The organism is Blastococcus sp. TF02A-26 (assembly GCF_003319125.1).
In the GTDB taxonomy this organism is placed as follows: Bacteria; Actinomycetota; Actinomycetes; order Mycobacteriales; family Geodermatophilaceae; genus Trujillonella.
On sequence record NZ_QOHG01000008.1, the window covers coordinates 12458 to 34995 of the forward strand.

At 74.7% G+C, this 22538-nt stretch carries 23 protein-coding genes; 13 read left to right on the forward strand and 10 right to left on the reverse strand.

Annotated elements, in window-relative coordinates:
• Nucleotides 1–3: 3 nt before the first annotated feature.
• Together DQ240_RS10620 and DQ240_RS10625 are read right to left on the reverse strand one after the other, a co-directional pair.
• Nucleotides 4–297: a DUF2218 domain-containing protein gene (locus DQ240_RS10620; protein WP_113839588.1), complete on the reverse strand. Its 294-nt coding sequence runs from the start codon at nucleotides 295–297 to the stop codon at nucleotides 4–6.
• A complete protein-coding gene (locus tag DQ240_RS10625) occupies nucleotides 294–872 on the reverse strand; it encodes a PadR family transcriptional regulator (protein ID WP_199589236.1) in 579 nt (192 codons plus the stop codon). The genes DQ240_RS10620 and DQ240_RS10625 overlap by 4 nt, the downstream gene beginning before the upstream one ends.
• Nucleotides 873–1154: 282 nt before the next feature.
• Here DQ240_RS10625 and DQ240_RS10630 point away from each other — a divergent pair, with 282 nt between their 5' ends.
• The gene (locus DQ240_RS10630) at nucleotides 1155–1439 is read left to right on the forward strand and encodes a hypothetical protein (RefSeq protein WP_147261974.1); all 285 of its coding nucleotides are present in this window, start codon (nucleotides 1155–1157) and stop codon (nucleotides 1437–1439) included.
• A gap of 101 nt (nucleotides 1440–1540) precedes the next feature.
• Here the strand turns inward: DQ240_RS10630 and DQ240_RS10635 are convergent, their stop codons facing one another.
• On the reverse strand, nucleotides 1541–2122 hold the full coding sequence (locus DQ240_RS10635; RefSeq protein ID WP_113839591.1) for a hypothetical protein: 582 nt from the start codon (nucleotides 2120–2122) through the stop codon (nucleotides 1541–1543).
• Nucleotides 2123–2340: 218 nt separating this feature from the next.
• Between DQ240_RS10635 and DQ240_RS10640 the strand changes: the two genes are divergently transcribed.
• The 3 genes from DQ240_RS10640 (at nucleotide 2341) to DQ240_RS10650 (ending at nucleotide 4765) form a co-directional block, all read left to right on the forward strand.
• On the forward strand, nucleotides 2341–2910 hold the full coding sequence (locus tag DQ240_RS10640; RefSeq protein ID WP_113839592.1) for an AAA family ATPase: 570 nt from the start codon (nucleotides 2341–2343) through the stop codon (nucleotides 2908–2910).
• Between the two features lie 118 nt (nucleotides 2911–3028).
• A complete protein-coding gene (locus tag DQ240_RS10645; protein WP_113839750.1) occupies nucleotides 3029–4177 on the forward strand; it encodes a zinc-dependent alcohol dehydrogenase in 1149 nt (382 codons plus the stop codon).
• Nucleotides 4178–4192: 15 nt separating this feature from the next.
• A complete protein-coding gene (locus DQ240_RS10650) occupies nucleotides 4193–4765 on the forward strand; it encodes a hypothetical protein (protein WP_113839593.1) in 573 nt (190 codons plus the stop codon).
• Nucleotides 4766–4768: 3 nt separating this feature from the next.
• Here DQ240_RS10650 and DQ240_RS10655 read toward each other — a convergent pair whose 3' ends face one another.
• Entirely contained in the window at nucleotides 4769–7588 is a 2820-nt protein-coding gene (locus tag DQ240_RS10655; RefSeq protein WP_233498633.1) for an FAD-binding and (Fe-S)-binding domain-containing protein, read from the reverse strand.
• A gap of 112 nt (nucleotides 7589–7700) precedes the next feature.
• Between DQ240_RS10655 and DQ240_RS10660 the strand changes: the two genes are divergently transcribed.
• A complete protein-coding gene (locus DQ240_RS10660; protein WP_113839595.1) occupies nucleotides 7701–7928 on the forward strand; it encodes a hypothetical protein in 228 nt (75 codons plus the stop codon).
• Between the two features lie 7 nt (nucleotides 7929–7935).
• Here the strand turns inward: DQ240_RS10660 and DQ240_RS10665 are convergent, their stop codons facing one another.
• Entirely contained in the window at nucleotides 7936–9357 is a 1422-nt protein-coding gene (locus DQ240_RS10665; protein WP_113839596.1) for a PP2C family protein-serine/threonine phosphatase, read from the reverse strand.
• Nucleotides 9358–9492: 135 nt separating this feature from the next.
• Between DQ240_RS10665 and DQ240_RS10670 the strand changes: the two genes are divergently transcribed.
• The gene (locus tag DQ240_RS10670; RefSeq protein ID WP_113839597.1) at nucleotides 9493–10224 is read left to right on the forward strand and encodes a glutamine amidotransferase; all 732 of its coding nucleotides are present in this window, start codon (nucleotides 9493–9495) and stop codon (nucleotides 10222–10224) included.
• Here the strand turns inward: DQ240_RS10670 and DQ240_RS10675 are convergent.
• Nucleotides 10215–10802, reverse strand: coding sequence for a TetR family transcriptional regulator (locus tag DQ240_RS10675; RefSeq protein ID WP_158548632.1), 588 nt, complete (start codon nucleotides 10800–10802; stop codon nucleotides 10215–10217). The genes DQ240_RS10670 and DQ240_RS10675 overlap by 10 nt on opposite strands.
• A 112-nt stretch (nucleotides 10803–10914) precedes the next feature.
• Here DQ240_RS10675 and DQ240_RS10680 point away from each other — a divergent pair, with 112 nt between their 5' ends.
• Nucleotides 10915–11775 carry a patatin-like phospholipase family protein gene (locus DQ240_RS10680; protein ID WP_113839599.1) on the forward strand — a complete coding sequence of 287 codons (861 nt, stop codon included), beginning with the start codon at nucleotides 10915–10917 and terminating at the stop codon, nucleotides 11773–11775.
• Nucleotides 11772–12653: an alpha/beta hydrolase gene (locus DQ240_RS10685; RefSeq protein WP_113839600.1), complete on the forward strand. Its 882-nt coding sequence runs from the start codon at nucleotides 11772–11774 to the stop codon at nucleotides 12651–12653. Before DQ240_RS10680 ends, DQ240_RS10685 begins: the two co-directional genes overlap by 4 nt.
• A 5-nt stretch (nucleotides 12654–12658) precedes the next feature.
• Here DQ240_RS10685 and DQ240_RS10690 read toward each other — a convergent pair whose 3' ends face one another.
• The 3 genes from DQ240_RS10690 to DQ240_RS10700 form a co-directional block, all read right to left on the reverse strand.
• The gene (locus DQ240_RS10690) at nucleotides 12659–13225 is read right to left on the reverse strand and encodes a TetR/AcrR family transcriptional regulator (RefSeq protein ID WP_113839601.1); all 567 of its coding nucleotides are present in this window, start codon (nucleotides 13223–13225) and stop codon (nucleotides 12659–12661) included.
• Between the two features lie 290 nt (nucleotides 13226–13515).
• Nucleotides 13516–14739: an ABC transporter substrate-binding protein gene (locus DQ240_RS10695; protein ID WP_158548634.1), complete on the reverse strand. Its 1224-nt coding sequence runs from the start codon at nucleotides 14737–14739 to the stop codon at nucleotides 13516–13518.
• Between the two features lie 252 nt (nucleotides 14740–14991).
• The gene (locus tag DQ240_RS10700) at nucleotides 14992–16215 is read right to left on the reverse strand and encodes an ABC transporter substrate-binding protein (RefSeq protein ID WP_113839603.1); all 1224 of its coding nucleotides are present in this window, start codon (nucleotides 16213–16215) and stop codon (nucleotides 14992–14994) included.
• A 396-nt stretch (nucleotides 16216–16611) separates the two neighbouring features.
• Between DQ240_RS10700 and DQ240_RS10705 the strand changes: the two genes are divergently transcribed.
• The 5 genes from DQ240_RS10705 (at nucleotide 16612) to DQ240_RS10725 (ending at nucleotide 21525) form a co-directional block, all read left to right on the forward strand.
• Nucleotides 16612–18669 carry an ABC transporter permease gene (locus tag DQ240_RS10705; protein WP_113839604.1) on the forward strand — a complete coding sequence of 686 codons (2058 nt, stop codon included), beginning with the start codon at nucleotides 16612–16614 and terminating at the stop codon, nucleotides 18667–18669.
• On the forward strand, nucleotides 18666–19535 hold the full coding sequence (locus DQ240_RS10710; protein WP_113839605.1) for an ABC transporter ATP-binding protein: 870 nt from the start codon (nucleotides 18666–18668) through the stop codon (nucleotides 19533–19535). The genes DQ240_RS10705 and DQ240_RS10710 overlap by 4 nt, the downstream gene beginning before the upstream one ends.
• Nucleotides 19532–20272: an ABC transporter ATP-binding protein gene (locus tag DQ240_RS10715; RefSeq protein ID WP_113839606.1), complete on the forward strand. Its 741-nt coding sequence runs from the start codon at nucleotides 19532–19534 to the stop codon at nucleotides 20270–20272. Before DQ240_RS10710 ends, DQ240_RS10715 begins: the two co-directional genes overlap by 4 nt.
• Nucleotides 20273–20428: 156 nt before the next feature.
• Nucleotides 20429–21046: a GTP cyclohydrolase I FolE gene (gene folE / locus DQ240_RS10720; RefSeq protein WP_113839607.1), complete on the forward strand. Its 618-nt coding sequence runs from the start codon at nucleotides 20429–20431 to the stop codon at nucleotides 21044–21046.
• Nucleotides 21043–21525: a pyridoxamine 5'-phosphate oxidase family protein gene (locus DQ240_RS10725; protein WP_113839608.1), complete on the forward strand. Its 483-nt coding sequence runs from the start codon at nucleotides 21043–21045 to the stop codon at nucleotides 21523–21525. The genes folE and DQ240_RS10725 overlap by 4 nt, the downstream gene beginning before the upstream one ends.
• A gap of 69 nt (nucleotides 21526–21594) precedes the next feature.
• Here the strand turns inward: DQ240_RS10725 and DQ240_RS10730 are convergent, their stop codons facing one another.
• Nucleotides 21595–22443: a vWA domain-containing protein gene (locus DQ240_RS10730; RefSeq protein WP_233498634.1), complete on the reverse strand. Its 849-nt coding sequence runs from the start codon at nucleotides 22441–22443 to the stop codon at nucleotides 21595–21597.
• Nucleotides 22444–22538 lie beyond the last annotated feature (95 nt).

The following is a 22538-nucleotide window of genomic DNA, read 5'->3' on the forward strand; positions in this document are numbered from 1 at the left end:
CGCTCAGTCCCGCCGCCAGACCACCTGGAGCTCGCTGCGCTGACCGAAGCGCTCCAGGTGCGAGCCGACGACGGCCTGGACCCGCTCGAGCTCCTCGGGCCCGGGCGCGGTGGCCAGCAGTTCGAGGCTGCCCTCCTGCGACCGGAGCAGACAGTCGCCGACGGCGAGCACGATGCGGACGCCGTCGGCCTCCTCGCGGATCTCGCTGCGCCGGCCGAGGTGGGCGGCCAGCTGCTTCGCGTACCGCTCGGGGGTCGCGGTGCCGACGTCGGCGCGGGCGGTGAGCGGGGCGGTCACTCGGCACCTCCGGGCGCCGCGCCGTCGGCGAGCAGCAGGTACAGCGACCGGCGGGTCTCGGCCAGGAGCTCCGCGGCAGCCGCGCGCTGGGCGTCGGTGCCGGTGCGGGCGACCTCCTTGACCGCGCCGTGCAGGCTCATGACCAGTCCGCGCAGGTCCGGTCCGGCAGTGGCGCCCTGCTCGCCGGAGAAGGGGTCGGCCCAGGTGGACCGCCGCTCCTCGACGTGCGCGCGGCCGGCGTCGGTGAGGGTGACCAGCTTGCGGCCGGCCTCGGCGGTCACGGTGACCAGGCCCTCGTCCTCGAGCTGGCTGATCGTCGGGTAGATCGCGCCGGGGCTGGGGGTCCAGCGCCCGCCGCTTCGCTCGGCGATGGCCTGCATGAGCTGGTAGCCGTGCATGGGCTGCTCGGTGAGCAGCTGCAGGACAGCGGTGCGGACGTCGCCGCGGGGACGGCGGCCGCGGGGGTGCGGGCCGCCCCGGTGCGAGCCGAGGGGGCGGCCCTCGCCGAAGCCGGGGGAGCCGCCGCGGGGGTGGTGGAAGCGTCGGGAGCCGGGATGGCCGGCGTGTCCTCGCATGGGGTGCATGGTGATCCTCCTGGGATATCGGATGACGCTAACGATACATCGTTAGCGTCATCCGTCAACGAGGTGTGGAGGAGACCCGTGGGCGTGACGCCGACGGATCTCCTCCGACCACCGAGGCAGGTGGGGCCCGCGCCGGCCGTGTCCGGAGGACGCCGTCGGCCCCAGCAGCACCAGCCGTCCCCCTCCGGGCGAGGCGTCGACGCCGGGGAGCGGATGCCGCTCACCATGAGCCCGGCCGCGGACACGGCGTCCGCGCGACGGGAGGGATCCACCATGTACCGCGTACGGCGGGTGCTGCGTTTCATGCGCGAGCACAAGTTCACGACCTCGTTCCTCGGCACCGCGCTGGGCGGCGCGCTCATCAACATCGGGCTCGTGGCCCAGGGCGCGACGATCGGCATGCTCGCGGCGATGTGGGGGGTCCTCGGACTCCTGGGCCTGTTCAGCGGAGGCGGCGGAACGGCGCCGTACCAGCCGGGTGTCACCCGCATCAACGGGCAGAACTACGCGACGGGCAGCTTCGAGGCCCACATGGCGCGGCAGACCCAGACGCACTGACGCAGCCCGTCCGCGGGGTGCGATCCCCGCCGGGACGGCAGCCGAGCCGGACGACGCGGCGGTCACCTCACCGGGGTGACCGCCGCGTTCCGGTGGGTGGCTCAGTCGCCGTCGTCCTCCCCGCCGGGCCCGCCGTGACCGCCGTGGCCGCCGCGCGGGCCGGGCAGGTCGGTGCTGTTCACCCGCTCGGTGACGCGCTGCTCGAGGTCGGCGAGGCGCTGGTCGGCCTCCTCCTGGGTGAGGTCGCCCTCCGCCACCTCCTCGGCGACGTGGTCCCGCGCGGCCTGGACGAGCGCGGCGACCAGGTCGTCGACCGGCACGCCCTGCGCCTCGGCCACGTCCGCCAGGCTGGTGTCGTCGGCCTCCAGCGCGGTGCGCAGCTCGTCCTCGGTCATGCCGAGCGCCTCGGCGGCGGTGTCGAGGGCGAGCCGGCCGCCGAAGCCGCCCGGACCGCCGTGGCCGCCCAGCCCGGCGTCGCTCAGCGTGGTGGCCACCTCGTCGGCCTGCTCGGCGGTGATCGAGCCGTCGTCGACCAGGCCCGAGAGCGCGTCCCGGATGCGGTCCTCCGGCGACGTGGCCCCGGCGGCGGGGGTGTCGTCGTCGGCCAGCGCGGGCAGGGCGACGCCGAGACCGGCCAGGGTCAGCGCCCCGGTGGCGCCGGCGATGATCAGCTTCTTGCGCACGATGTCCTCCTGTCGGCCGGACCGTCCAGCCGTCGCCAGGAGGTTCGGTCCCTTGCCTGTGCGCCACCTGGCACGCACCCGTGGCGCCGCTGTGGGTCCCGCGGGCGGCGATCGGGACGACCGCTGCCGCGCCCACCACTCACAGCTGCCGCCCAGCCGTCTCCCGGCTCCCTCGCACGCGGACCGCCGAGCGTGGACGCCGGGGAGAGGGGACCGCCATGACGAACGGATCGACGGCGCCCGCGGTCGGGCTGCTGCTGCCGCGCCCGCCACGCGACGGGGAGACCCTGGTCGTCGTGGGCGGCCTGCCCGGGAGCGGGAAGACGACGGTGCTGCGGCGGTGGTCCTCCCACGAGGGACCGGAGGTGGCCGGGCTGGACTCCGAGGACGTCGCCGCCCGGCTCCGCGACGCCGGGGTGCGGGTGCCGTACCGCCTGCTGCGGCCGGTCGTCCACCTCGCCCACCGGTGGCGGGTGCTGCGCGCGGTGCGCGGGCCCACGCCGGTCGTCGTCCTCACCGACCCCTGGACGAGCCCCGCCTGGCGGGCCGTGGTGCTCCGCGCCGCCCGCGCCGCCGGCCGGACGGTCCGGGTGCTGCTGCTCGACGTCCCGCCGGAGGTGGCGCTGGAGGGCCAGTCCGCACGGGGTCGGCGCCTCTCCTCCCGCGCCATGCGGCGGCACGCGCTCCGCTGGCCGGCGCTGCTGATCGCGGGCGGCGAGGACGTGCGGCGGATCGACCGCGACGACGCCGACCGGCTCGCCCTGGACGACGTGCTGGCCGGCCGCTGACCCGTCTCGAGTGGCAGCGCGGCGGTGACCGGCGCAGGGTCGGAGACGTCGGGGAGCCAACCCGGCGACATACGTGCGCGCCGGGACCCCCCGGTCCGACGAGGAGGTCCGTCCGCCGATGCGAGCGATGGTGTACCGGGGCCCGTACAAGCTCCGCGTCGAGGAGAAGGACCTCCCGACGATCGAGCACCCCAACGACGCGATCGTGCGGGTCACCCTGGCCGCCATCTGCGGCTCGGACCTGCACCTCTACCACGGGCTCATGCCGGACACCCGGATCGGGCACACCTTCGGCCACGAGTTCATCGGCGTCGTCGAGCAGGTCGGCCCGTCGGTCGAGAACCTCCAGGTCGGCGACCGCGTGATGGTGCCGTTCAACATCTTCTGCGGCACCTGCTGGTTCTGCGCCCGCGGGCTCTACTCCAACTGCCACAACGTGAACCCGAACGCCACGGCGGTCGGCGGCATCTACGGCTACTCGCACACCACCGGCGGGTACGACGGCGGTCAGGCGGAGTACGTGCGGGTGCCGTTCGCCGACGTCGGGCCCGTCCGGATCCCGGACTGGATGAGCGACGAGGACGCCGTCCTGCTCACCGACGCCGTCCCCACCGGGTACTTCGGCGCCCAGCTCGGCGAGATCGTCGAGGGCGACGTCGTCGTCGTCTTCGGCGCCGGGATCGTCGGCCTGGTGGCCGCGCGGTCGGCCTGGCTCATGGGCGCCGGCCGGGTCATCGTGGTCGACCACCTCGAGTACCGGCTGGAGACGGCCCGGTCGTGGGCCAAGGCCGAGACGTTCAACTTCGCCGAGTACGACGACATCGTCGTGGAGATGAAGAAGACGACCGGCCACCTCGGTGCCGACGTCGCCATCGACGCGGTCGGCGCGGAGGCCGACGGCAACCTGCTCATGCACCTCAGCGGCGTGAAGTTCAAGCTGCAGGGCGGCTCGCCGATCGCGCTCAACTGGGCCATCGACTCGGTGCGCAAGGGCGGCACCGTCTCCGTCGTCGGCGCCTACGGCCCGATCCCGAACATGGTCAAGTTCGGCGACGCCCTCAACAAGGGGCTCACGCTGCGGATGAACCAGACGCCGGTGAAGCGCCAGTGGCCGCGGCTGTTCGAGCACGTGCGCAACGGCCACCTGACCCCGTCCGAGCTGGTCACCCACCGGTTCCCGCTCGAGCACGTCGCCGAGGGGTACCACGTCTTCTCCGCCAAGCTCGACGGGGTCATCAAGCCCCTCGTCGTGCCGGGCGCGGCCTGAGCGAGGAGAGCGACCATGGCCTACACCCCGCAGAAGCCCCCGCTGCCCGAGACGACCGAGCAGCTCAAGGCGCGCATCCCCTTCTGGGGCGTCGACCTCGACCCCGCAGACCGCCCCTCGGTGCCCAAGCTGCAGTGGCAGGAGGACCTCTCCGGCGCGCACTGGGAGGTCCCCGACCAGCAGCCGGAGCGGCACGGCCCCCGCGAGCGCTCCATCGAGCACGCGTCGATCACCCCGGTCTTCGGCACCGCCCAGCCGCTGCACGGGGTCTCCGGCGCCATCCGCCGCCACGCGTACGCGCGCTTCAGCGAGGCCCGGCTCGCGCACTGGCTGCTGCTGATCGCCGGCGACCGGGTCGAGGCGACCGGCGCGCACCTGCGGTCGTTCGCCACCCTGCGGCCGGACAACCCGGTCACCGAGACCGGCGTCCTCGCCGAGGCCGGCGCGCACCCGGTCGCCTCCCGCCGCGGCCGGGTCGACGCCCGGCACCAGACGATCGACCCGGTGCTCGTCGCCGGCCCGTGGGTGGCCGGAGCAGCGGTGACCTGGCTCGGGCTCCGCCGGGTGGTGCGCGCCGTCCGCCGCTGAGCGCTACCGGCCGAGGCGCTGCGCCAGCAGCTCGGCCAGGTGCAGCCCGCGGCGGCCGGCGAGGTCGTCGAGCTGCGTGCGGCAGGAGAAGCCGTCGGCCAGCACCACGCCGTCCTCGCCGAGGTCCCGCACCGCCGGCAGCAGCTGGTGCTCGGCGATCGCGACCGACACGTCGTGGTGGCCCACCTCGACGCCCCAGTTGCCGGCCAGCCCGCAGCAGCCGCCCAGCCGCTGCACGTCGGCGCCGGCGTCGCGCAGCAGCGTCTCGTCGGCCGTCCAGCCCATGACCGAGTGGTGGTGGCAGTGCGGCTGCGCCACGACCGGCAGCCCGGTGAGGTCCGGCGCCGTCCACCCCGGGGTCTCGCGCAGCAGCTCGGCCAGCGTCCGGGTGGCCGCCGCGACCGCCTCGCCGCCGGTCACCATGTCCCGGGCCTCGCCGCGCAGCACCGCGGTGCAGGAGGGCTCCAGGCCCACGATCGGCACGCCGGCCGCGGCGAGCGGGGTCAGCGCCGCGACGGTCGGGCCGAGCACCCGGCGGGCGGCGTCGAGCTGGCCGGTGGTGATCCAGGTCAGCCCGCAGCAGGTGTCGGCGCCGGTCACCTGCACCCGGTAGCCGGCGTCCTCCAGCACCGCCACCGCGGCGTGCGCCACCGACGGCGCGAAGTGGTCGGTGAAGGAGTCGACCCAGAGCGCGACCGGCGGCCCGTCGTGGGTCGCGGCCGGACGGGCGGCCCACTCGGCCCGGAAGGTGCGCGGCGCGAAGGAGGGCAGCGAGCGCCGCTGGTCCACCCCGGCGGTCCAGCGCGCCAGCCGGCCGCCCAGTCGCGAGCCGGTGAGCGCGTTCGCCAGGCGGGGGACCCGCGCGGCCAGGTCGGACCAGAACGGCAGCCGCCCCAGCACGTAGTGGCTGCGCGGGCGCAACCGCCGGCGGTAGGTCTGGTGCAGGACCTCGGACTTGTAGGCGGCCATGTCGACGCCGGTCGGGCAGTCCCGCGAGCACCCCTTGCACGACAGGCACAGGTCCAGCGCCTCGTGCACCTCCGGCGAGCGCCAGCCGGTGACCGGGCCGCCGGGAGCGAGCATCTCCTGCAGCACGCGGGCGCGGCCGCGGGTGCTGTCCTTCTCCTCCCGGGTCGCCACGAACGACGGGCACATCACCCCGCCGGACGCCGTCAGGTCCGCCCGGCACTTGCCGACACCGGTGCAGCGGTGGACGGCGTTCGAGAAGTCGCCGCCGTCGTGCGGGTAGGCCAGCGCCAGGCCGGTGGTCAGCCGGGGCGCGGCGGCCACGCGGACGTCGGCGTCGACCGGTGCCGGGCGCACCAGCACGCCGGGGTTGAGCACGTCGTCGGGGTCGAAGACCGCCTTGACCCGCTCGAAGAGCGACAGGACCCGGCCCGAGTACATGGTGGCCAGCAGCTCACCGCGGGCCCGGCCGTCCCCGTGCTCGCCGGAGATCGACCCCCCGTGCCGGGCGACCAGGGCCGCGGCGTCGGTGACGAACGCCCGGTACGCCGCGCGGCCGCGGTCGGGCTCGCGGCCGAACGGGAAGTCGATCCGCACGTGCACGCAGCCGTCGCCGAAGTGGCCGTAGGGCACGCCCTGCAGGTCGTGGTCGACGAGCAGCGCCTCGAACTCGCGCAGGTAGGTCCCGAGGCGCTCGACCGGGACCGCGGCGTCCTCCCAGCCGGCGTGCGCGGGGCGGCCGTCGGAGGTGCGCGCGGCCAGGCCCGCGCCGTCCTCCCGGATCCGCCAGATCGCCGCCGCCTCGGCGACGTCGGTGACCACGAGGGAGTCCACCGCGCCGGCGTCGGCGACGACGCCGCGTGCCGTGGACTCCACCGCGGCGACCGAGTCGCCGGTGAGCTCCACGACCAGCCACCCGGCGCCGCGCGGCAGGTCCGGCACGGTCGCCGCGGGGACGTCGCGCAGCCGCTGCACGATCCGCTCGTCCAGGCCCTCCACGGCGGTGGGGGAGTGGCGGAGCAGCGCCGGGGTGGCGTCGGCCGCCTCGGCCATCGACGGGTAGCCGAACACGACCAGCCCGCGGGCCGGTGCGTCGGCGACCAGGCGCACGGTGGCACCGAGCACCAGCGCGAGCGTGCCCTCGCTGCCCACCAGCGCCCGGGCGACGTCGAACCCGCGCTCGGGCAGCAGGTGCTCCAGCGAGTAGCCCGAGACCTGCCGGCCGAAGCGGCCCAGCTCGGTGCGGATGGCTGCCAGGTCGCCGGCGACCAGGTCGCGCAGCCGGTCCAGCGTGGCGCCGCCGGTGGTCCCACCGGGGCCGAGCGTCAGCCGCTCCCCGCCGCCGGTGACCACGTCCAGGCCGACGACGTTGTCCGACGTCCGCCCGTAGCCCAGGGCGCGGGAGCCGCAGGCGTTGTTGCCGATCATCCCGCCGACCGTGCACCGGTTGTGCGTGCTGGGATCGGGGCCGAAGCGCAGACCGTGCGGGCGGACCGTGGCCTGCAGCGCGGCCTGCACGACACCGGGGTCGACCGTCGCCGTCCGCGCCTCGGGGTCGACGGCGCGCACCCGGGTCAGGTACCGGCTGGTGTCCAGGACGACGCCGGGCCCCACCGCGTTGCCGGCGATCGAGGTGCCGGCGCCGCGGGCGGTGAGCGGCACGCCGAGCGACCGGCAGACCTCGAGCGCGCCGGCCAGCTCGTCCGGGTGCCGGGGCCGGACGACGGCGCGGGGCAGCACGCGGTACAGCGACCCGTCGGAGGAGTACAGCGCCCGGGCCAGGCCGGAGTCGTCGACGTCGGTCAGGCCGGCACGGCGCAGTTCGGCGGCGAGGTACCCGGCTGCCGCGCGACTCACCCCGCCGACCCTACGGCCGCACCGCACCCCGGCGCGCGGACGTGCCTGTGTCGTCACCGGCAGGTCACCGCGCGGACACCGCGGTGTCGTTCCGGGGGTGCATCGTCGTGCCATGGGAGCCGACCTCTACGTCGCGGGCACGCCGACCGCCGTCCCCGGTCGCCGGGGGACCGCTGACAGCGACCGGGTGGTCGGGCGCGCGCACGCCGTGTCCCGGCCGGTGGTCGACGGGCTGGCCGCCTCCGAGTGCGGCCTCCTGGTCACCGCCGTGGCCGACCTCGCCTGGCACCGCATCGGCGAGGACGCGCGCTGCCCGGAGTGCTCCCGCATCGCCGGCTGACCGCCGCTCAGTCCTCCCCGGTCGGCAGGCAGCGGACCGCGAGGACGGCGACGTCGTCCTCGGCGCGGTCGGGGACCAGCCGGGACAGCAGCCGGTCGCACAGCGCGCCGGGCGCGAGGCCGGCGAGGTCGACCACGGCGTCGGCGACCCGCGCCAGCCCCTCGTCGATGCCCACCCGGCCGGCCTCGACCAGGCCGTCGGTGCACAGCAGCACCGTGTCGCCGGGCGCCACGGTGGCCTCGTGGTCGGTGCGCCGCGCCGGCTCGTCGGTGCCGAGCATCCGCTCCGGCGGGGTGCTGAGCAGCCGCGTGCGCCCGTCGGGGTGCACCAGCAGGGGCGGCAGGTGCCCGGCCGACGACCAGCGCAGCGTGCGGCTGCCGTCCGCACCGGGGCGCTCGAGCCGGGCGACGAGGGCGGTGGCCAGGGTGCCGACGTGCAGTCCGGCCAGCACCCGGTCGACGCGCTCCAGGGTGCCGGCGGGGCTGTCGGGCCGGTCGTAGGCCAGCGTCCGGACGGCGCTGCGCAGCTGGGCCATCGCCGACGCGGCCTCGACGTTGTGGCCCACGACGTCCCCGATCACCAGCGACGTCGCGCCGTCGGACTGCTCGAAGGCGTCGTACCAGTCACCACCGACCAGGGCGTGCTGGCTGGCCGGCCGGTAGCGCACCGCGAGGGCCAGGCCGGCGGGCTGCGGAGGCGGGGTCAGCAGGCTGTGCTGGAGGGTCTCGGCCACCTGCAGCTGCCGCTCGTACAGGCGGGCGTTGTCCAGCGCCACCGCCGCGCGGCGGGCCACCCGCACGGCCGCGGCGATCTCCGCGGCGTCGTGCGGAGGCCGGTCGGCGCCGTTGACCAGCGAGAGCACGCCGAAGCTCTCGCCGCGCGCCACCAGGGGGACGAACAGCGACGACGTCGGGTCCAGGGCGCGCCAGGCGGCCCGCACCTCCGGATCGGGCTGGGCGTCGGGACCGAGGTCGCTGCCGATCTCGCGCATCTGCACCGGCTCGCCCGAGCGCAGGGCGGTGGCGAGGGAGGCCTGGTCGCGGGGAGCGGTGACCCGGCGGGAGATGTAGGTCGCGACGGCCGGGACCAGCGCGGGGTCGCGGTGGGCGACGGCCGAGCGGGCCGGGGCGCCGTCGTCACCGAGGACCGTGACCGTCGCCCAGTCGGCCAGCCCGGGGACGACGAGCCGGGCCAGCTGCCCGGCCGCCTCCGTCACGTCGAGGCTGCCGGCCAGGGCGTCCACCGACGCCGGGGGCACCCCCTCGGACGGCGGGGCGGGGAGCGCCCCGGCGGTGACCGCGATCGGCTCGCCCGTGACCGGGTGCGTCGCGTGCCAGGTCACCGGGAGCCCGGTGCCGCCGGCGAGCGCCTCGGCCAGCAGCGCGGCGAGCCCGGCGGGGACGGAGCCGTCCGCGGCCGGTGCGCTCACCCTGGGCTCCCCTCACGTCCGCAGGCCGCTGCGGCAGGGGACCGGACGGCAGGGTACGTCAGGAGGCGACGGACCGGCGGAGGGCGCGGCCGGCGCGGTCTGCCCGGTCGTCGGCACGGACCTAGCATCCCTGGCGTGACCCGGCCCTTCCTCCTCCTGGCCACCCGGGCCGAGGACGAGGCGGCCGACGACGAGTACGCCGCCTTCCTGCGCGCGACCGATCTGCCGGAGGCGCAGCTGCGGCGGGTGCGCCTGGAGGCCGGGCCGATGCCGGACCTCGACCTCGACGACTACGCCGGGGTCCTGGTCGGCGGCAGCCCGTTCACCTCCAGCGACCCGGTCGCCGGGAAGTCGGCGGTGCAGCTGCGGGTCGAGGCCGAGCTCTGCGCGCTGCTGGACCGGGTGGTGCCGGCGGACAAGCCGTTCCTCGGCGCCTGCTACGGCATCGGCACGCTCGGGGTCCACCAGGGCGGGGTGGTGGACCGCACGTACGGCGAGCCGGTGTCGTGCGTGCCGGTCACCCTGACCGCCGAGGGCCGGGCCGATCCGCTGCTGGCCGGCATGCCGGAGGTCTTCGACGCCCTGGTCGGCCACAAGGAGGCCTGCCGGGTGCTCCCGCCGGCGGCGGTCCTGCTGGCCTCGTCGCCGACCTGCCCCGTGCAGATGTTCCGGATCGGCCGCAACGTCTACGCCACCCAGTTCCACCCCGAGCTCGACGTCCCGGGACTGGTGACGCGGGCGCGGGTGTACCAGCACGCGGGCTACTTCCCGCCGGCCGAGCTGGACGCGCTCGTCGCCCGGGTGTCGGCGGCGGTGGTGACCGAACCGGCCCGGGTGCTCGCCGCGTTCGTCGACCGCTACCGCTGAGCCGGCTCCGGCGGGTCGACCCGCACCGACGCGAGCGCCCGGTCGAGCAGGTCGGCGAACTCCCCGGTCGACCCGTCCGGCTGCCAGGTGAGGAACGCCGCGCTCAGGGCGGCCCCGGCCGTGCCGGTCAGCAGCCGCACGTGCAACGGGTCGGCGGGGAAGCGGCTCTGCGCCCAGGTGGCGAGGGCCCGCTCCACGTAGCGGTGGGCCGCACCGACGTACTCGGTGAACTCCGGGAAGTCGCCGACCAGCCGCCGGCGCAGGGCGAGGGTCTCGTCGTCCCCGCGGGGGACGACGCCCCGGCAGATCCAGCACAGGTCGGCCCAGGCGTCCCCGGTCCGCGGGGCGCGGTCCACCAGCTCCTGCAACCGGTCGGCCAGCTCCGGGTCGGGGTCGAACAGCGCGGCGACCTTGGTCGGGAAGTAGTTGAAGAACGTCCGCCGCGAGGTGCCGGCCGCCGCGGCGACGTCCTCCACCGTGACCGCCGCGAAGCCGCGCTCGGCGACCAGGCGGATGGCGGCGGCCTGGATGCCGCGCCACGTCTGGAGCCGCTGGGCTTCCCGCGTCGGCTCGGACATGGTCCGGGACCCTAGGCGGTCCCGGGTCCGGACGTGGCTTGCACCGGGTGCAAGCCGCCCCCTAGCGTGACCCGGGCGCGGACGACGGAGGAAGGCCGGAGGGCGGCGGGGCATGGCCGGAGGCAGCACGACCAGCCGGGCGCTGGTCCTCGGCGGGGGCGGCATCGCCGGCGTGGCCTGGGAGATCGGCCTGCTGTCGGGCCTCGCCGTGCAGGGGGTCGACGTGCGTTCGGCCGACCTCGTCGTGGGGACGTCGGCCGGATCCGTCGTCGGCGCGCTGGTGCGCGGTGGCCACGACCTCGAGCAGCTCTACGCCACGCAGCTGCAGCCGGTGCCGCCGGACGAGCCGACCGTCGACGTCGACCTGGTGGCGCTGATGACCGGCATCGGCGCGGCGCTGGCCGGCGCGGCGGGGGAGCAGGAGGCGCGGGCGCGCGTGGGCGAGCTCGCCCTGCACGCCGACACCGTTCCCGAGGCCGACCGCCGGGCCGCCATCGCCTCGCGCATCGGCGAACCGGCGTGGCCGGCCGAGCGCCTGGTGGTGACCGCCGTCGACACCGCCGACGGTGCGTTCACCACCTTCGACGCCGGATCCGGGGTCCCGCTGCTCGACGCGGTCACCGCCAGCTGCGCGGTGCCGGGGGTCTGGCCGCCGATCACCGTCGGCGGGCGCCGCTACATGGACGGCGGGATGCGGTCGGCGACCAACGCCGACCTCGCCGTCGGCTGCGACCGGGTCCTGGTCGTGGCGCCTGTCGAGGGCTTCGCGGACAGCCCCCTCGGGCCGGGCCTCGCCGCCGAGCTCGACGAGCTCCGCCGCGGTTCCGCGGTGCACCTCGTGGTCGCCGACGACCTCGCTCGCGCCGCCTTCGGCGCAAACCCGCTCGACCCGCGGACGCGGGAGCCCTCGGCCCGCGCCGGCCGGGCGCAGGCCGACGCGGTGCTCGCCGGGGTGCGGGAGTTCTGGGCGTGACGGCGACGGCGCCGCCGGCTCCGCCCCGGCTGGTGGAGGCCGAGGTGCTCGGGATCCCGGTGTCGGTCCTGGTGGCGACGGCGGAGCGGCCGCGCGGTGTGGTGTTCGCGCTGCACGGCGGCGCGTCGGGCAAGGAGTACTTCGACCACCCGCTGGCCCCGGACCTGTCGCTGCTGCGGCTCGGGCCGGCTCTCGGCTGGACCGTCGTCGCCCCCGACCGGCCGGGCTACGTGCCGGGGGACGGGGCGGGCGCGATGCCCGCGGCGGAGCGGACCGACCTGCTCTACGCCCTGCTGGACGGCGTCCTCGGGACCGGGGACCGCGGCGCCGGCGTCCTGGTGCTGGCCCACTCGATGGGCTGCATCTCCGGGATCCGGATGGCGGCCGACCTCCGCGGGCGCGAGCTGCTCGGCCTGGACTTCTCCGGCACCGGCCTGCACTGGTCGCCCGCGGTGCACGAGGCCACCGCGGCCGGGGACGGCCGGCTGGGCGGGTCCTCGCTGCGGCAGCTCATCTGGGGCCACGAGGAGCTGTACCCGGCGGGCAGCCACCGGGCCGTGCGGCGGGCCGTCCCGGGCACGCCCAGCGAGGGCACCGACATCGACGGCTGGGGCGAGGAGCTGCCGCGGCTGGCCGCCGACGTCCGGATCCCGACCCGGTACGCGCTGGCCGAGCACGAGGCGTGGTGGGCACCCGGGCGCGGGGCGCTGGCCGAGGTGGCCGCCCTGTTCACCGCCGCGCCGGTCGTCGAGACCGCGATCGAGACCGGCGCCGGCCACAACATCAGCCTCGGGTGGACGGCCCGGGCCTACCACCTGCGCGTGCTCGCCTTCGCCGAGCAGTGCGTCGCCCGCCGCGCGACCGGCGACGCCGGGTGAGCCCCTCAGCGGTGGGCGAGCACCTCGTCGAGGTAGCCGAGCGGATCCCGGGTGCGCTGCTCTGCGAAGTCGTGCAGCCAGACCCGGAACGAGGCCAGCAGCCGGGCGACGTCCACGCGGGTGCGCCAGTCGGGCGTGCCCTCCTCCCGGCGGCGTGAGGTGAGGTAGCCGGCGATCCGGAGCTCGTGGTCCTCGAGCGACATCCAGGGGGAGGTGCGGACCTCCTCGGCGTTGCGCACCAGGCGGAAGAGCACCCCCATCGGGCCCTCCTGCGCGACGATGCGCTCACCGACCTCGCGCAGGGCCCGGCGCAGGACCTCCATGTCGTCCAGCTCCGCCGGTGCCGCCATCACCGTCTCCACCAGCCGGTCGGCGAGGTCCTGGACGGGCGCGGCGAGCACGTCGCTCTTGGAGGGGAAGTAGCGGAAGAAGGTGCGGGGGGCGATGGCCGCCGCGGCGCAGATGTCGGCGACCGTGACCTTCTCGTACCCGTGCTCGGCGAACAGCTGGAGCGCCGCGTCCACCGTCGCGGCGCGCGCGTGGGCGCGCTTGCGCTCGCGGAGTCCCTCCATGGCCGGCCACCTCGTCGTGTCGGACCGGCCTCAGCCGGTCTGTCGAAGCTCATCAAAACATGGCATAGTCTGCCGTGTGGCAGAAACTGCCACGAACGGACGGAACCCCTGCCCCATCCGGAGGACCACCCATGCTCCCCGCCCGACCCCGTACGCGCCGCGGCGCGTCGGCCGGGCCCGGGCGCCCGGCCGGCCCGGCCGGTCCACGGGGGACCGACCGGGCCGGCCGGCGGGAGCCGGGAGTCCGCCGGCGTCCGGTCAGGGGTGCCCGGGACGCCGGCGGACCGGCGTCACTCGACGGGCGTGCCGCAGAAGGGCTCGCCGTCGTTGAGCGGCACGAAGCCGTCGCCCTCGAGGGTCACGTAGAACGAGCACTGCTCGTCGTACTCCGTGGTGGTCTGCGGGATCGGCCGCGGGTAGAGGCCGTTCGCGTCCCAGTCCTCGTCCTGCTGCATCGTGGAGATGAACGACGCCTGGTCGGCGTCGCAGCCGGCCTCCTCGAGACCGTGCAGGAACAGGTCGGCACCGAACCAGCCCTGGCTCTCGTAGAAGCCGGGGATGCCGGACTCGTTGTCGGTGTTCTCCTGCAGCGCCGTCCGGAGGGCCTCGGTGGCCTCGGTCTCGGCCTCGACCGGGGTGAAGGCGTTGGAGAAGATCACGCCCTGGCCGATGGCGACCGCGGGCTCCGACTGCAGGATGTCGGCGCCGTAGCCGGTGGGCGAGATGAACGTGCCGTCCCAGCCGCCCTGGCGCAGGCCCGCGACGAGCGCGAGCCCGGTGTCGAAGTTGATCGTGGTGTAGACCGCGTCGTCACCCGACTCGAGGATGCCCAGCACCAGCGGGCCGACGTCGGTGCTGCCGAACGGCACGCTGTCGTTGACGTAGCCGCGCTCCAGACCGGCGGCGTCGACAGAGGCCATGCCGGCCTCGAGGCCGGCCTGCGAGCTGGGGCTGGACAGACCCACGCCCGCGACCTTCGTCGCGCCCTGCTCGGCGAGGAACTCGCCCGCGCCGGAGTAGACGACGTCGTAGTTCGGCACGAAACCGGAGGTGAAGAGGTTGTCGTCGGTCGCCTCCCACTCCTGCGCGCCGTCCCAGGCGCCGCCGATCACCGGCACGTCGCTGCCCTGCGTGGTGAGCCACTGCGAGGCGCCGTAGAAGAACGCGCTGACGTTGATCAACGCGAACACCTCGTCCTGCTGGACGAGCTTCTGCGCGCCGGCCAGTGCGCCCTGCGGGTTGGAGGTGTCGTCGGCCTCGACGAGCTCGATCTCCACGTCGCTGCACTCGCCGTCGTAGGACGCGAACCGCGCCTCCGCCCCACGGATCGCGCCCTGGGCCGCGGTGGCCCCCGGGCCGCTGAGCGCGGTCAGGATGCCGACCTTGACCGGCCCCTCGGCGCGCGTCCCGCCGCCACCCCCGCCGCCCCCGCCACCGCCGCCGCCCTCCTCGTCGTCGCTGCCGCACGCCGACAGCACCAGCGCGACCGAGCACGCGATGCCGATCGCTGCCATACCTCTTCTGCGCATTCCCCAGAGCTCCCATCGGAACGAAGGTTGTCGAACGATCGCAGGACCGCCTGGCGCACGATGCCCCCTCGTGTGGTGCGTGTCACTAGGTGCCGTGATCTCCCTAACGTCTGCTCCGCGGATCGTTACAGCGCTGTGATCTGGCCCACTTCTCGTGGCAGAGAGTGTCAGCTGACGACGAACGGCCCGGCCGCTCCGCGGGGAGCGTGCCGGGCCGTCCGGGAGTGCCAGTGTCGGTCAGTCGACCGGGGTCCCGCAGAGCGGCTCGTCGCTGAGCGGCACGAACGAGTCACCCTCGAGCGTCACGTAGTACGAGCACTGCTCGTCGACCTCGGTGGTGCTCTGCTTGACCGGGCGCGGGTACAGGCCGTTGGCGTCCCAGTCGTCGACGCCCTGCAGGGTGGAGATCAGGCCGGCCTGGTCGGTGTCGCAGCCGGCCTCCTCGAGGCCGTGCAGGAAGAGGTCGGCGCCGAACCAGCCCTGGCTCTCGTAGAAGCCGGGGATGCCGGACTCGTTGCCCTCCGCCTGCAGCGCGCTCTGCATGGCCTGGGTGGCCTCGCTGCCCACCTCGACCGGCGTGAAGGCGTTGGAGAAGATGACGCCCTGGCCGATCTCGACGGCCGGCTCGGACGACAGCAGGTCGGCGCCGTAGCCGGTGGGGGAGACGAAGGTCCCGTCCCAGCCGGCCTGCTTCAGGCCCGCGACCAGCGCCAGCGACGTGTCGAAGTTGATGGTCGTGTAGACCGCGTCGGCCCCGGAGTCGAGGATCCCGAGCACCAGCGGGCCCACGTCGGTGCTGCCGAACTGGACGCTGTTGTTCGTGTAGCCGATCTCCAGGCCCGCGTCCTCGATGGAGGCCAGACCCGCCTCGAGGCCGGCCTGCGAGCTCGGGCTCACGTACGCGATGCCGGCGACCTTGGTCGCACCCTGCTCCGAGAAGAACTCGCCGTAGGAGCTGTACACGGTCTCGTAGTCGGGCACGGGACCGGAGTTGAAGAGGTTGTTGTCCTCACCGGTCCACTGCTCCGCGCCGTCCCAGGCCCCACCGAACACCGGCACGTCGCTGGCCTGCGTCGTGAGGTACGGCGCGGCACCGGCGAAGAACGGGCTGATGGTCAGGATCGAGAAGACCTCGTCCTGCTGGACCAGCTTCTGGGCACCGGCGAGGGCACCCTGCGCGCTCGTGGTGTCGTCGGCCTGGACCAGCTCGAAGTCCAGGTCACCGGCGCAGCCCTCGCCGGCCTCCTCGTAGGCGGCGAAGCGGGCCTCCGCCCCACGGATCGAGCCCGCGGCCGCGGTCGCCGCGGGGCCGCTGAGCGAGGTGAGGACGCCCACCTTCAGGGTGCCGCCACCGCCGCCCCCGCCCCCGCCGCCGGTCTCCTCGTCGTCGCTGCCGCAAGCCGACAGGACGAGGGCGGTCGCACACGCCATGCCCACCAGCGCCACGCCTCTTCTGCGCATACCTCGGTGCCTCCATCCGATGAAAGTTGTCGAACGATCGCAGGATCGCCCCCGGCACCATGCACGACCCTGTGGTGGGTGTCACCGCCGGGGGGCCGTTCCACGCGGCAGTTACTGCCAGATCGTTATCTCGTCGTGATGGAGACGCGGTCCCGCGGCGCCGCCCGGGCGACCCGGCCGAGCGCCGTTCCACGTGAGGTGACGTCCCATCTGACCTGCTGAGCGACCTGCGCCGGTCGGACCTGTCGGGTCTCGGATCGGCGGCGTCGGCACCCAACACGCGTAGAGGTGTTGACGTGCATCGAACAGTCCAGCACCCTGCCCCACATCCTGTGTGATGTCGGCGGGGCGTAGGTCGTGCCGGCACACCGCTGCTCCCGGTTCTATGGAGTCGATGTGCTCTCGTACGTCCTCGCCGGCCTGGGCCTCGGGTCCATCTACGCGATAGCGGCCGGCTCCCTGGTCATCACCTACGTCGCCTCCGGCATCTTCAACCTCGCGTTCGCGGCCATGGCCTACTCGGTCGCGCGCTTCTACTACTGGCTCCTCGTCGAGGAGGGCTGGGGGATCGTCCCCTCGGCGCTCGTGTCGCTGTTCGTCTTCGCGCCGGCGCTCGGGATGTTCCTGTACGCGGTGCTGTTCCGGCACCTGCGGCTGCGCTCGACGCTGGTGAAGCTGATGGCCACCGTCGGTCTCTCGGTGGCCCTCCCGCCGCTCGTGCAGTTGGTCCTGGAGCAGCCGACCAACACGCAGGCGCCCGGTCTGGCCCCGCGTCCGCTGGACGTCTTCAAGGTCTTCGGCTCGACCATCAACGCCGACCAGCTGGCGACCTACATCGGCCTGGTCGTCGTCCTCGTCGTCGGGGTCGGTCTGCTGCGGTTCACCAACGTGGGCCTCAAGGTCCGGGCCCTCGTCGACTCCGAGGCGCTCACCAGCCTGAGCGGGACCAGCCCCGGCCGGGTGTCGCTGGGCGTCTGGGCGGCCAGCGCCACCCTCGCCGGGCTCGCCGGCATCCTGCTCGCGCCGACGCAGGGCCTCTCGGTCCAGTCGATGACCTTCCTGATGTCGGCCGCCTTCGCCGCGGTCGTCGCCGCGAAGCTGCGCAGCCTGCCGCTGGCCGTGGCCGTCGCGCTGGTCATGGGCGTCACGACGAACGTCCTCGAGAAGTTCATCGACCCCTCGAGCGAGTTCGGCGCGGTCATCAAGCCCGCCATCCCGTTCATCTTCATGCTGCTGTTCCTGCTCTTCTACGCCCTCCGCGGGCAGGCCGGTGACCTCGTCGCCGGTGGCGCCCTCGACCGGGCGATCGCCACGCAGGGCGGCGATCCGAGCGTCGTCTCGGCGGTGACCGGTGGCTCCAACCGCCGGATCCTCAACCCGTCGGTCCTCGCCGGGGTCGTGATCGTCGGCATCGTCTTCCTGATGCCCGGCATGCTCGACAAGTTCTGGTCGGGCCTGCTCGCCACCGGCATCGCGATCGCGATCGCGCTGCTGTCCTACACGCTCGTCACCGGTGAGGGCGGCATGGTGTGGCTGAGCCAGATCACCTTCGCCGGCGGTGGCGCCGTCCTGTCGGCCGAGCTGGTCCGCAACTGGGGCTGGGAGCCGCTCGTCGCGGTGCTCGTCGCGGCGGTCTTCATCGTGCCGGTCGGCGTCATCCTGGGTCTGCTCACCATCCGACTGGGCAACCTGTACGTCGCCCTCGTGACGCTCACCTTCGGGTCGCTGATCACGACCCTCGTCTTCCGCCGCGACCCGTACTACAACTTCGGGTCCGGGCAGCCGATGCCGCGGCCGGAGTACTCGACGACGAACGACGACTTCGCCTACCTGGCGCTGGCGGTCTTCGTGATCCTGGCGATCCTCATCGTCAACGTCCGCCGCTCGACGGCGGGCCTGGCGATGAGCGCGGTCCGCTTCAGCGAGAACGGCGCCAAGACCCTCGGCATCAGCGTCGTCCAGACGAAGGTGCTGGTCTCGGGCCTGGCCACCTTCACCGCCGCGGTCGGCGGCGGGTTCATCGCGATGAGCAACGGGTCCACGCTGCCCGACTCGTTCGACCCGGCCGGTGGGCTGGTGTGGCTCGCGGTCCTGGTGACCATGGGCGCCCGGTCCAACATCGCCGCGCTGATCGCGGGCGTCATGTTCATCATGATGCCGCAGGTCTTCCAGACCTACGTCGACCACGACTACGCCGACATCCCGATCATCCTGTTCGGTCTCGGCGCCCTCGGCCTGGCCCTGCACCCGGAGGGCGTCGTCGCCCAGACCGGCAACAACATCATGAGCCTGGTCCGGAAGATCACCGGCCGCCGCGGCTCGGACGGCGAGACCCCCGTCCCGCCGGGCACCCCGGGCGCCTCCGGGCCGGTCCGCAGCGAGACCGACGACCCCCTGCTGACGCCCGCCACCCGCGGTGAGGCCGCCACGATCACCGCCGGAGGACAGGCATGAGCACCGCACTGCACGCGCCCCAGGCGGCCACCCCGGGCACCGAGGCCCCGCGTCTCGAGGCCCGCGGCGTGACCGTCCGGTTCGGTGGCCTGGTGGCGAACAAGGACGTCGACCTCGCGGTCGGCAGCCAGCAGATCGTCGGTCTCGTCGGCCCGAACGGCGCCGGCAAGAGCACGCTCTTCGCCGTCCTCTCCGGGCTGCTGCGGCCGACGTCGGGCCGGGTCTTCATGGACGGCGAGGACGTCACCGGGACGTCGCCGCAGAAGCGGGCCGCCCGTGGCCTGGCGCGGACCTTCCAGCACCCGGAGCTGTTCTCGTCCCTCTCGGTCCGCGAGCACCTCGTGCTGGCCTACCGGATGAAGAACGCCAAGAGCCGGATCTGGACCGACCTGCTCAACTTCCGCGGCTTCGCGAGCTCCCCGAAGGCGGAGGACCAGCGGGTCGACGAGCTCGTCGAGTCGCTGCAGCTGGGCGCGATCCAGCACCGGCCGGCGGCGGGCCTGCCACTGGGGTCGGCCCGGCTGCTGGAGATCGCCCGTGCCCTCGCGCGGGAGCCGCGGGTGCTGCTCCTGGACGAGCCCTCCTCGGGCCTCGACGTCCGGGAGACCGAGGAGGTCGCCGAGGTGCTCAAGTCCGTCGTCCGGGACCACGGTGTCTCGCTGCTGATGGTCGAGCACGACGTCGAGCTGGTGCTCGGCATGTCCGACGCCGTCCACGTCCTGGACTTCGGCGTCAAGATCGCCGGGGGCACGCCGGCCGAGGTCCGCCGGGACCCCGCCGTCCGGGCCGCCTACCTCGGCGAGGAGATCGAGAAGCCCGCCGTCCAGCGGGCCGAGGCCGAGATCGAGCAGGGGGAGCTGGCGTGACCACGAACGAGTCGGGGACCGGGTCGGGGTCGCTGCTGCGGGTGGAGAACCTGGCCGTCCGCTACGGCGCGGCCCAGTCGCTGTTCGACGTCAGCATCGACGTGCCGGTCAACAGCGCCCTCGCGGTGCTGGGGTCCAACGGCGCCGGAAAGAGCACGCTCGCCCGGGCGCTGTCGGGCCTGGTGCCGTCGTGCGGCGGGAAGATCTGGTTCGACGGCAAGGACGTCACCAAGTGGTCGCCGACGAAGATCCGCCGGGCCGGCCTGGTGCACCTGCCGGAGGGGCGCGGCGTCTTCCCGGGGCTCACCGTCCTGGAGAACCTGCGGATGGCGCTGACCACCCAGCGCAGCGGCAAGGAGGAGAGCCTCGAGCACGCCTTCGAGCTCTTCCCGGTGCTCGGCCAGCGGCGCAAGCAGCTCGCCGGCACGCTGTCCGGCGGTGAGCAGCAGATGCTCTCCCTCGCCCGCGCGCTGATGGTGTCGCCGAAGCTCGTGATCGCCGACGAGATGTCGCTGGGCCTGGCGCCCAAGCTCGTCGACGTGGTGTTCGACAGCCTCGGCAAGATGCGCGACGCCGGCATCGCGGTGGTCATGATCGAGCAGTTCGCGAGCCGGGCACTCGGGTTCGCCGACCAGGCGATCATCCTGCAGCGCGGCAGCGTGACCTGGGCCGGCCGCGCCGACGAGGCCGGCGAGGAACTGCTGCACGCCTACCTGGGCGGCGCGACGGCGGCCTGACCGCCGACCGCCTCCGACGACGGCCCGCCGGGATCCCTCCCGGCGGGCCGTCGTCGTCCGCGGCGAGCGCCCTGTCGCACCCCCGGGCTCTGGTAAGCCGTACGCCGAACCAGCGCCGGGCCCCACGGCCGGCGCCACGACGCCGAGGAGGCGCCCATGACCGCGATCGACCGCTCGACCGTCGGGCCCGACCGCCGGGAGCGGCCCCCGTTCGACGCCGCCCGGGCCGAGGCGGCCGTCCGTGAGCTGCTGCTGGCCGTGGGGGAGGACCCCGACCGCCCGGGGCTCCGGGACACCCCCGGACGCGTCGCCCGCGCCTACGCGGAGACCTTCGGCGGCCTCGCCCAGGACCCGGCCGAGGTCCTGGCGACGACGTTCGAGGAGGACCACGACGAGCTCGTCCTGGTGAAGGACATCCCGATGTACTCCACCTGCGAGCACCACCTGGTCCCCTTCCACGGCGTGGCGCACATCGCGTACATCCCGTCCGAGGACGGGCGGGTGACGGGCCTGTCGAAGCTCGCCCGGCTGGTCGACGTCTACGCCCGCCGGCCGCAGGTGCAGGAGCGGATGACCCGGCAGATCGCCGACGCGCTGCACGACGTGCTCAAGCCGCGCGGCGTGCTGGTCGTGATCCAGGCCGAGCACCTGTGCATGGGGATGCGCGGCATCCGCAAGCCGGGAGCGGTGACCACCACCTCGGCCGTCCGCGGCCTGTTCCGCGAGAGCGCCGCCACCCGGGCCGAGGCCATGTCGCTGGTGCTGGGCCGATGAGCGCGCCGGAGGGGCAGCGCCGCGGCCGGGCCATCGCCATGACCGCCGCGGAGGTCGACGACTTCCTGGGCGCCGAGCGCACCTGCCGCGTGGCCACCGTGGGCGGCGACGGCCGGCCGCACGTCGCCCCGCTGTGGTTCGTCTGGGACGGCGCCGCGCTGTGGCTGAACTCCCTCACCCGCAGCCAGCGGTGGACCGACCTGGCGCGCGACCCCCGCGTGGCCGTGGTCGTCGACGCCGGGGTCGAGTACACCGAGCTGCGCGGCGTGGAGGTCACCGGCCGCGCCGAGGTCGTCGGCGACGTCCCCCGGAGCGAGGCCGAGGACCCGGAGCTGGCCCCGGTGGAGCAGGCCTTCGCCCGCAAGTACGGGGGCACCGACACCTACGTCCCCGACGGGCGGCACGCGTGGTTGCGGATCACCCCGGAGAAGCTGGTCAGCTGGGACTTCCGCAAGCTCGGGACGCCTCGGGCCACGTGAGGATGGAACGGCCTCCTCTCAGGGGCCCGCGCCGAGCGTGCGAGGCGTGGGGGGAGAGGAGGTCCTTCTTCAGGGCGCGAAGACCGAGGTGAGCGCCGCGGCGACCTCCCGGTGACCGGCGACCAGCCGGCACCGGCCGCGACCGGCCCGCGCGAGATCGCGGCCCAGGTCGACGTCGTCCTCGCCGGTGGTGTCCAGCAGGACGTCGAGCCGCGGCAGCCGGGCGGCGACCAGCCGCGGATCGGGCCCGGCGTTGTGCACGCAGTCCGACAGCAGCAGCACCCGGCCGTCGCGGGCCGGGACGCCGGCCAGCTGGGCCGCGGCGGTCTCCAGCGCGAAGGAGACGTTGGTCAGCCCCTGCGCCGGCATCCGGACCAGCAGGTCGAGGACCGTGGCGGGATCGGCCGGCTCGCCCATCCGCACCAGCACCGCGGCGTCGGACCAGAAGGCGACGACGGACAGCCGGTCGCGGGCGAGCTCCCCGGCCAGCGCACCGACGGTGGCGGCCGCGGTGCGGATCCGCTCGCCGCGCATCGACCCGGAGACGTCGACCACGAGGACGACCGACCGCCGGCGGCGCACCCGCTCGCGCACGACCACGTCGTCGTCGTCGGGCAGGGGCTTGGTGACCAGCGCGTCCAGGGTGCGCTCGAGGTCGAGCTCGTCGGAGCCGCCGCTCCACGGCAGGCTGGTGAGCTCGCCGACACCGCGGCGGGGACGGCGCTCCCGTGGGGGCCGGGCCACCGCCAGCCGGCGGGCGATCTCCCGCGCGCGCTGCCGCACCCGCGCCTCCGCGGCGTCGGCCGCGGCGAGGTCGGCCAGGGCGATGACCGTGCCGTCGTCGTCGGTGGCGCCGCGGGCGGTCCGACCCGGGGGAGTGGCGCCCTGCCTGGTCCGGCGGCGGTCCCCGCCGGTCAACGTGAGGCCACCGCCGCCCGAGCTCGGGGTGAACAGCGACGGCTGCTCGGTCAGCTGCTTCGGCTTGCGCTTCAGCGGCCGGGTACGGCCCGGCC

Coding starts and splice junctions, on each gene's coding strand:
- DQ240_RS10645 (WP_113839750.1), top strand. CDS start 3,029: ATGCGAGCGATGGTGTACCGGGGCCCGTACAAGCTCCGCGTCGAGGAG.
- DQ240_RS10680 (WP_113839599.1), top strand. CDS start 10,915: ATGGCCGGAGGCAGCACGACCAGCCGGGCGCTGGTCCTCGGCGGGGGC.
- DQ240_RS10660 (WP_113839595.1), top strand. CDS start 7,701: ATGGGAGCCGACCTCTACGTCGCGGGCACGCCGACCGCCGTCCCCGGT.
- DQ240_RS10630 (WP_147261974.1), top strand. CDS start 1,155: ATGTACCGCGTACGGCGGGTGCTGCGTTTCATGCGCGAGCACAAGTTC.
- DQ240_RS10625 (WP_199589236.1), bottom strand. CDS start 872: ATGCGAGGACACGCCGGCCATCCCGGCTCCCGACGCTTCCACCACCCC.
- DQ240_RS10700 (WP_113839603.1), bottom strand. CDS start 16,215: ATGCGCAGAAGAGGCGTGGCGCTGGTGGGCATGGCGTGTGCGACCGCC.
- DQ240_RS10690 (WP_113839601.1), bottom strand. CDS start 13,225: ATGGAGGGACTCCGCGAGCGCAAGCGCGCCCACGCGCGCGCCGCGACG.
- DQ240_RS10640 (WP_113839592.1), top strand. CDS start 2,341: ATGACGAACGGATCGACGGCGCCCGCGGTCGGGCTGCTGCTGCCGCGC.
- DQ240_RS10695 (WP_158548634.1), bottom strand. CDS start 14,739: ATGGCAGCGATCGGCATCGCGTGCTCGGTCGCGCTGGTGCTGTCGGCG.
- DQ240_RS10650 (WP_113839593.1), top strand. CDS start 4,193: ATGGCCTACACCCCGCAGAAGCCCCCGCTGCCCGAGACGACCGAGCAG.
- DQ240_RS10725 (WP_113839608.1), top strand. CDS start 21,043: ATGAGCGCGCCGGAGGGGCAGCGCCGCGGCCGGGCCATCGCCATGACC.
- folE (WP_113839607.1), top strand. CDS start 20,429: ATGACCGCGATCGACCGCTCGACCGTCGGGCCCGACCGCCGGGAGCGG.
- DQ240_RS10710 (WP_113839605.1), top strand. CDS start 18,666: ATGAGCACCGCACTGCACGCGCCCCAGGCGGCCACCCCGGGCACCGAG.
- DQ240_RS10675 (WP_158548632.1), bottom strand. CDS start 10,802: ATGTCCGAGCCGACGCGGGAAGCCCAGCGGCTCCAGACGTGGCGCGGC.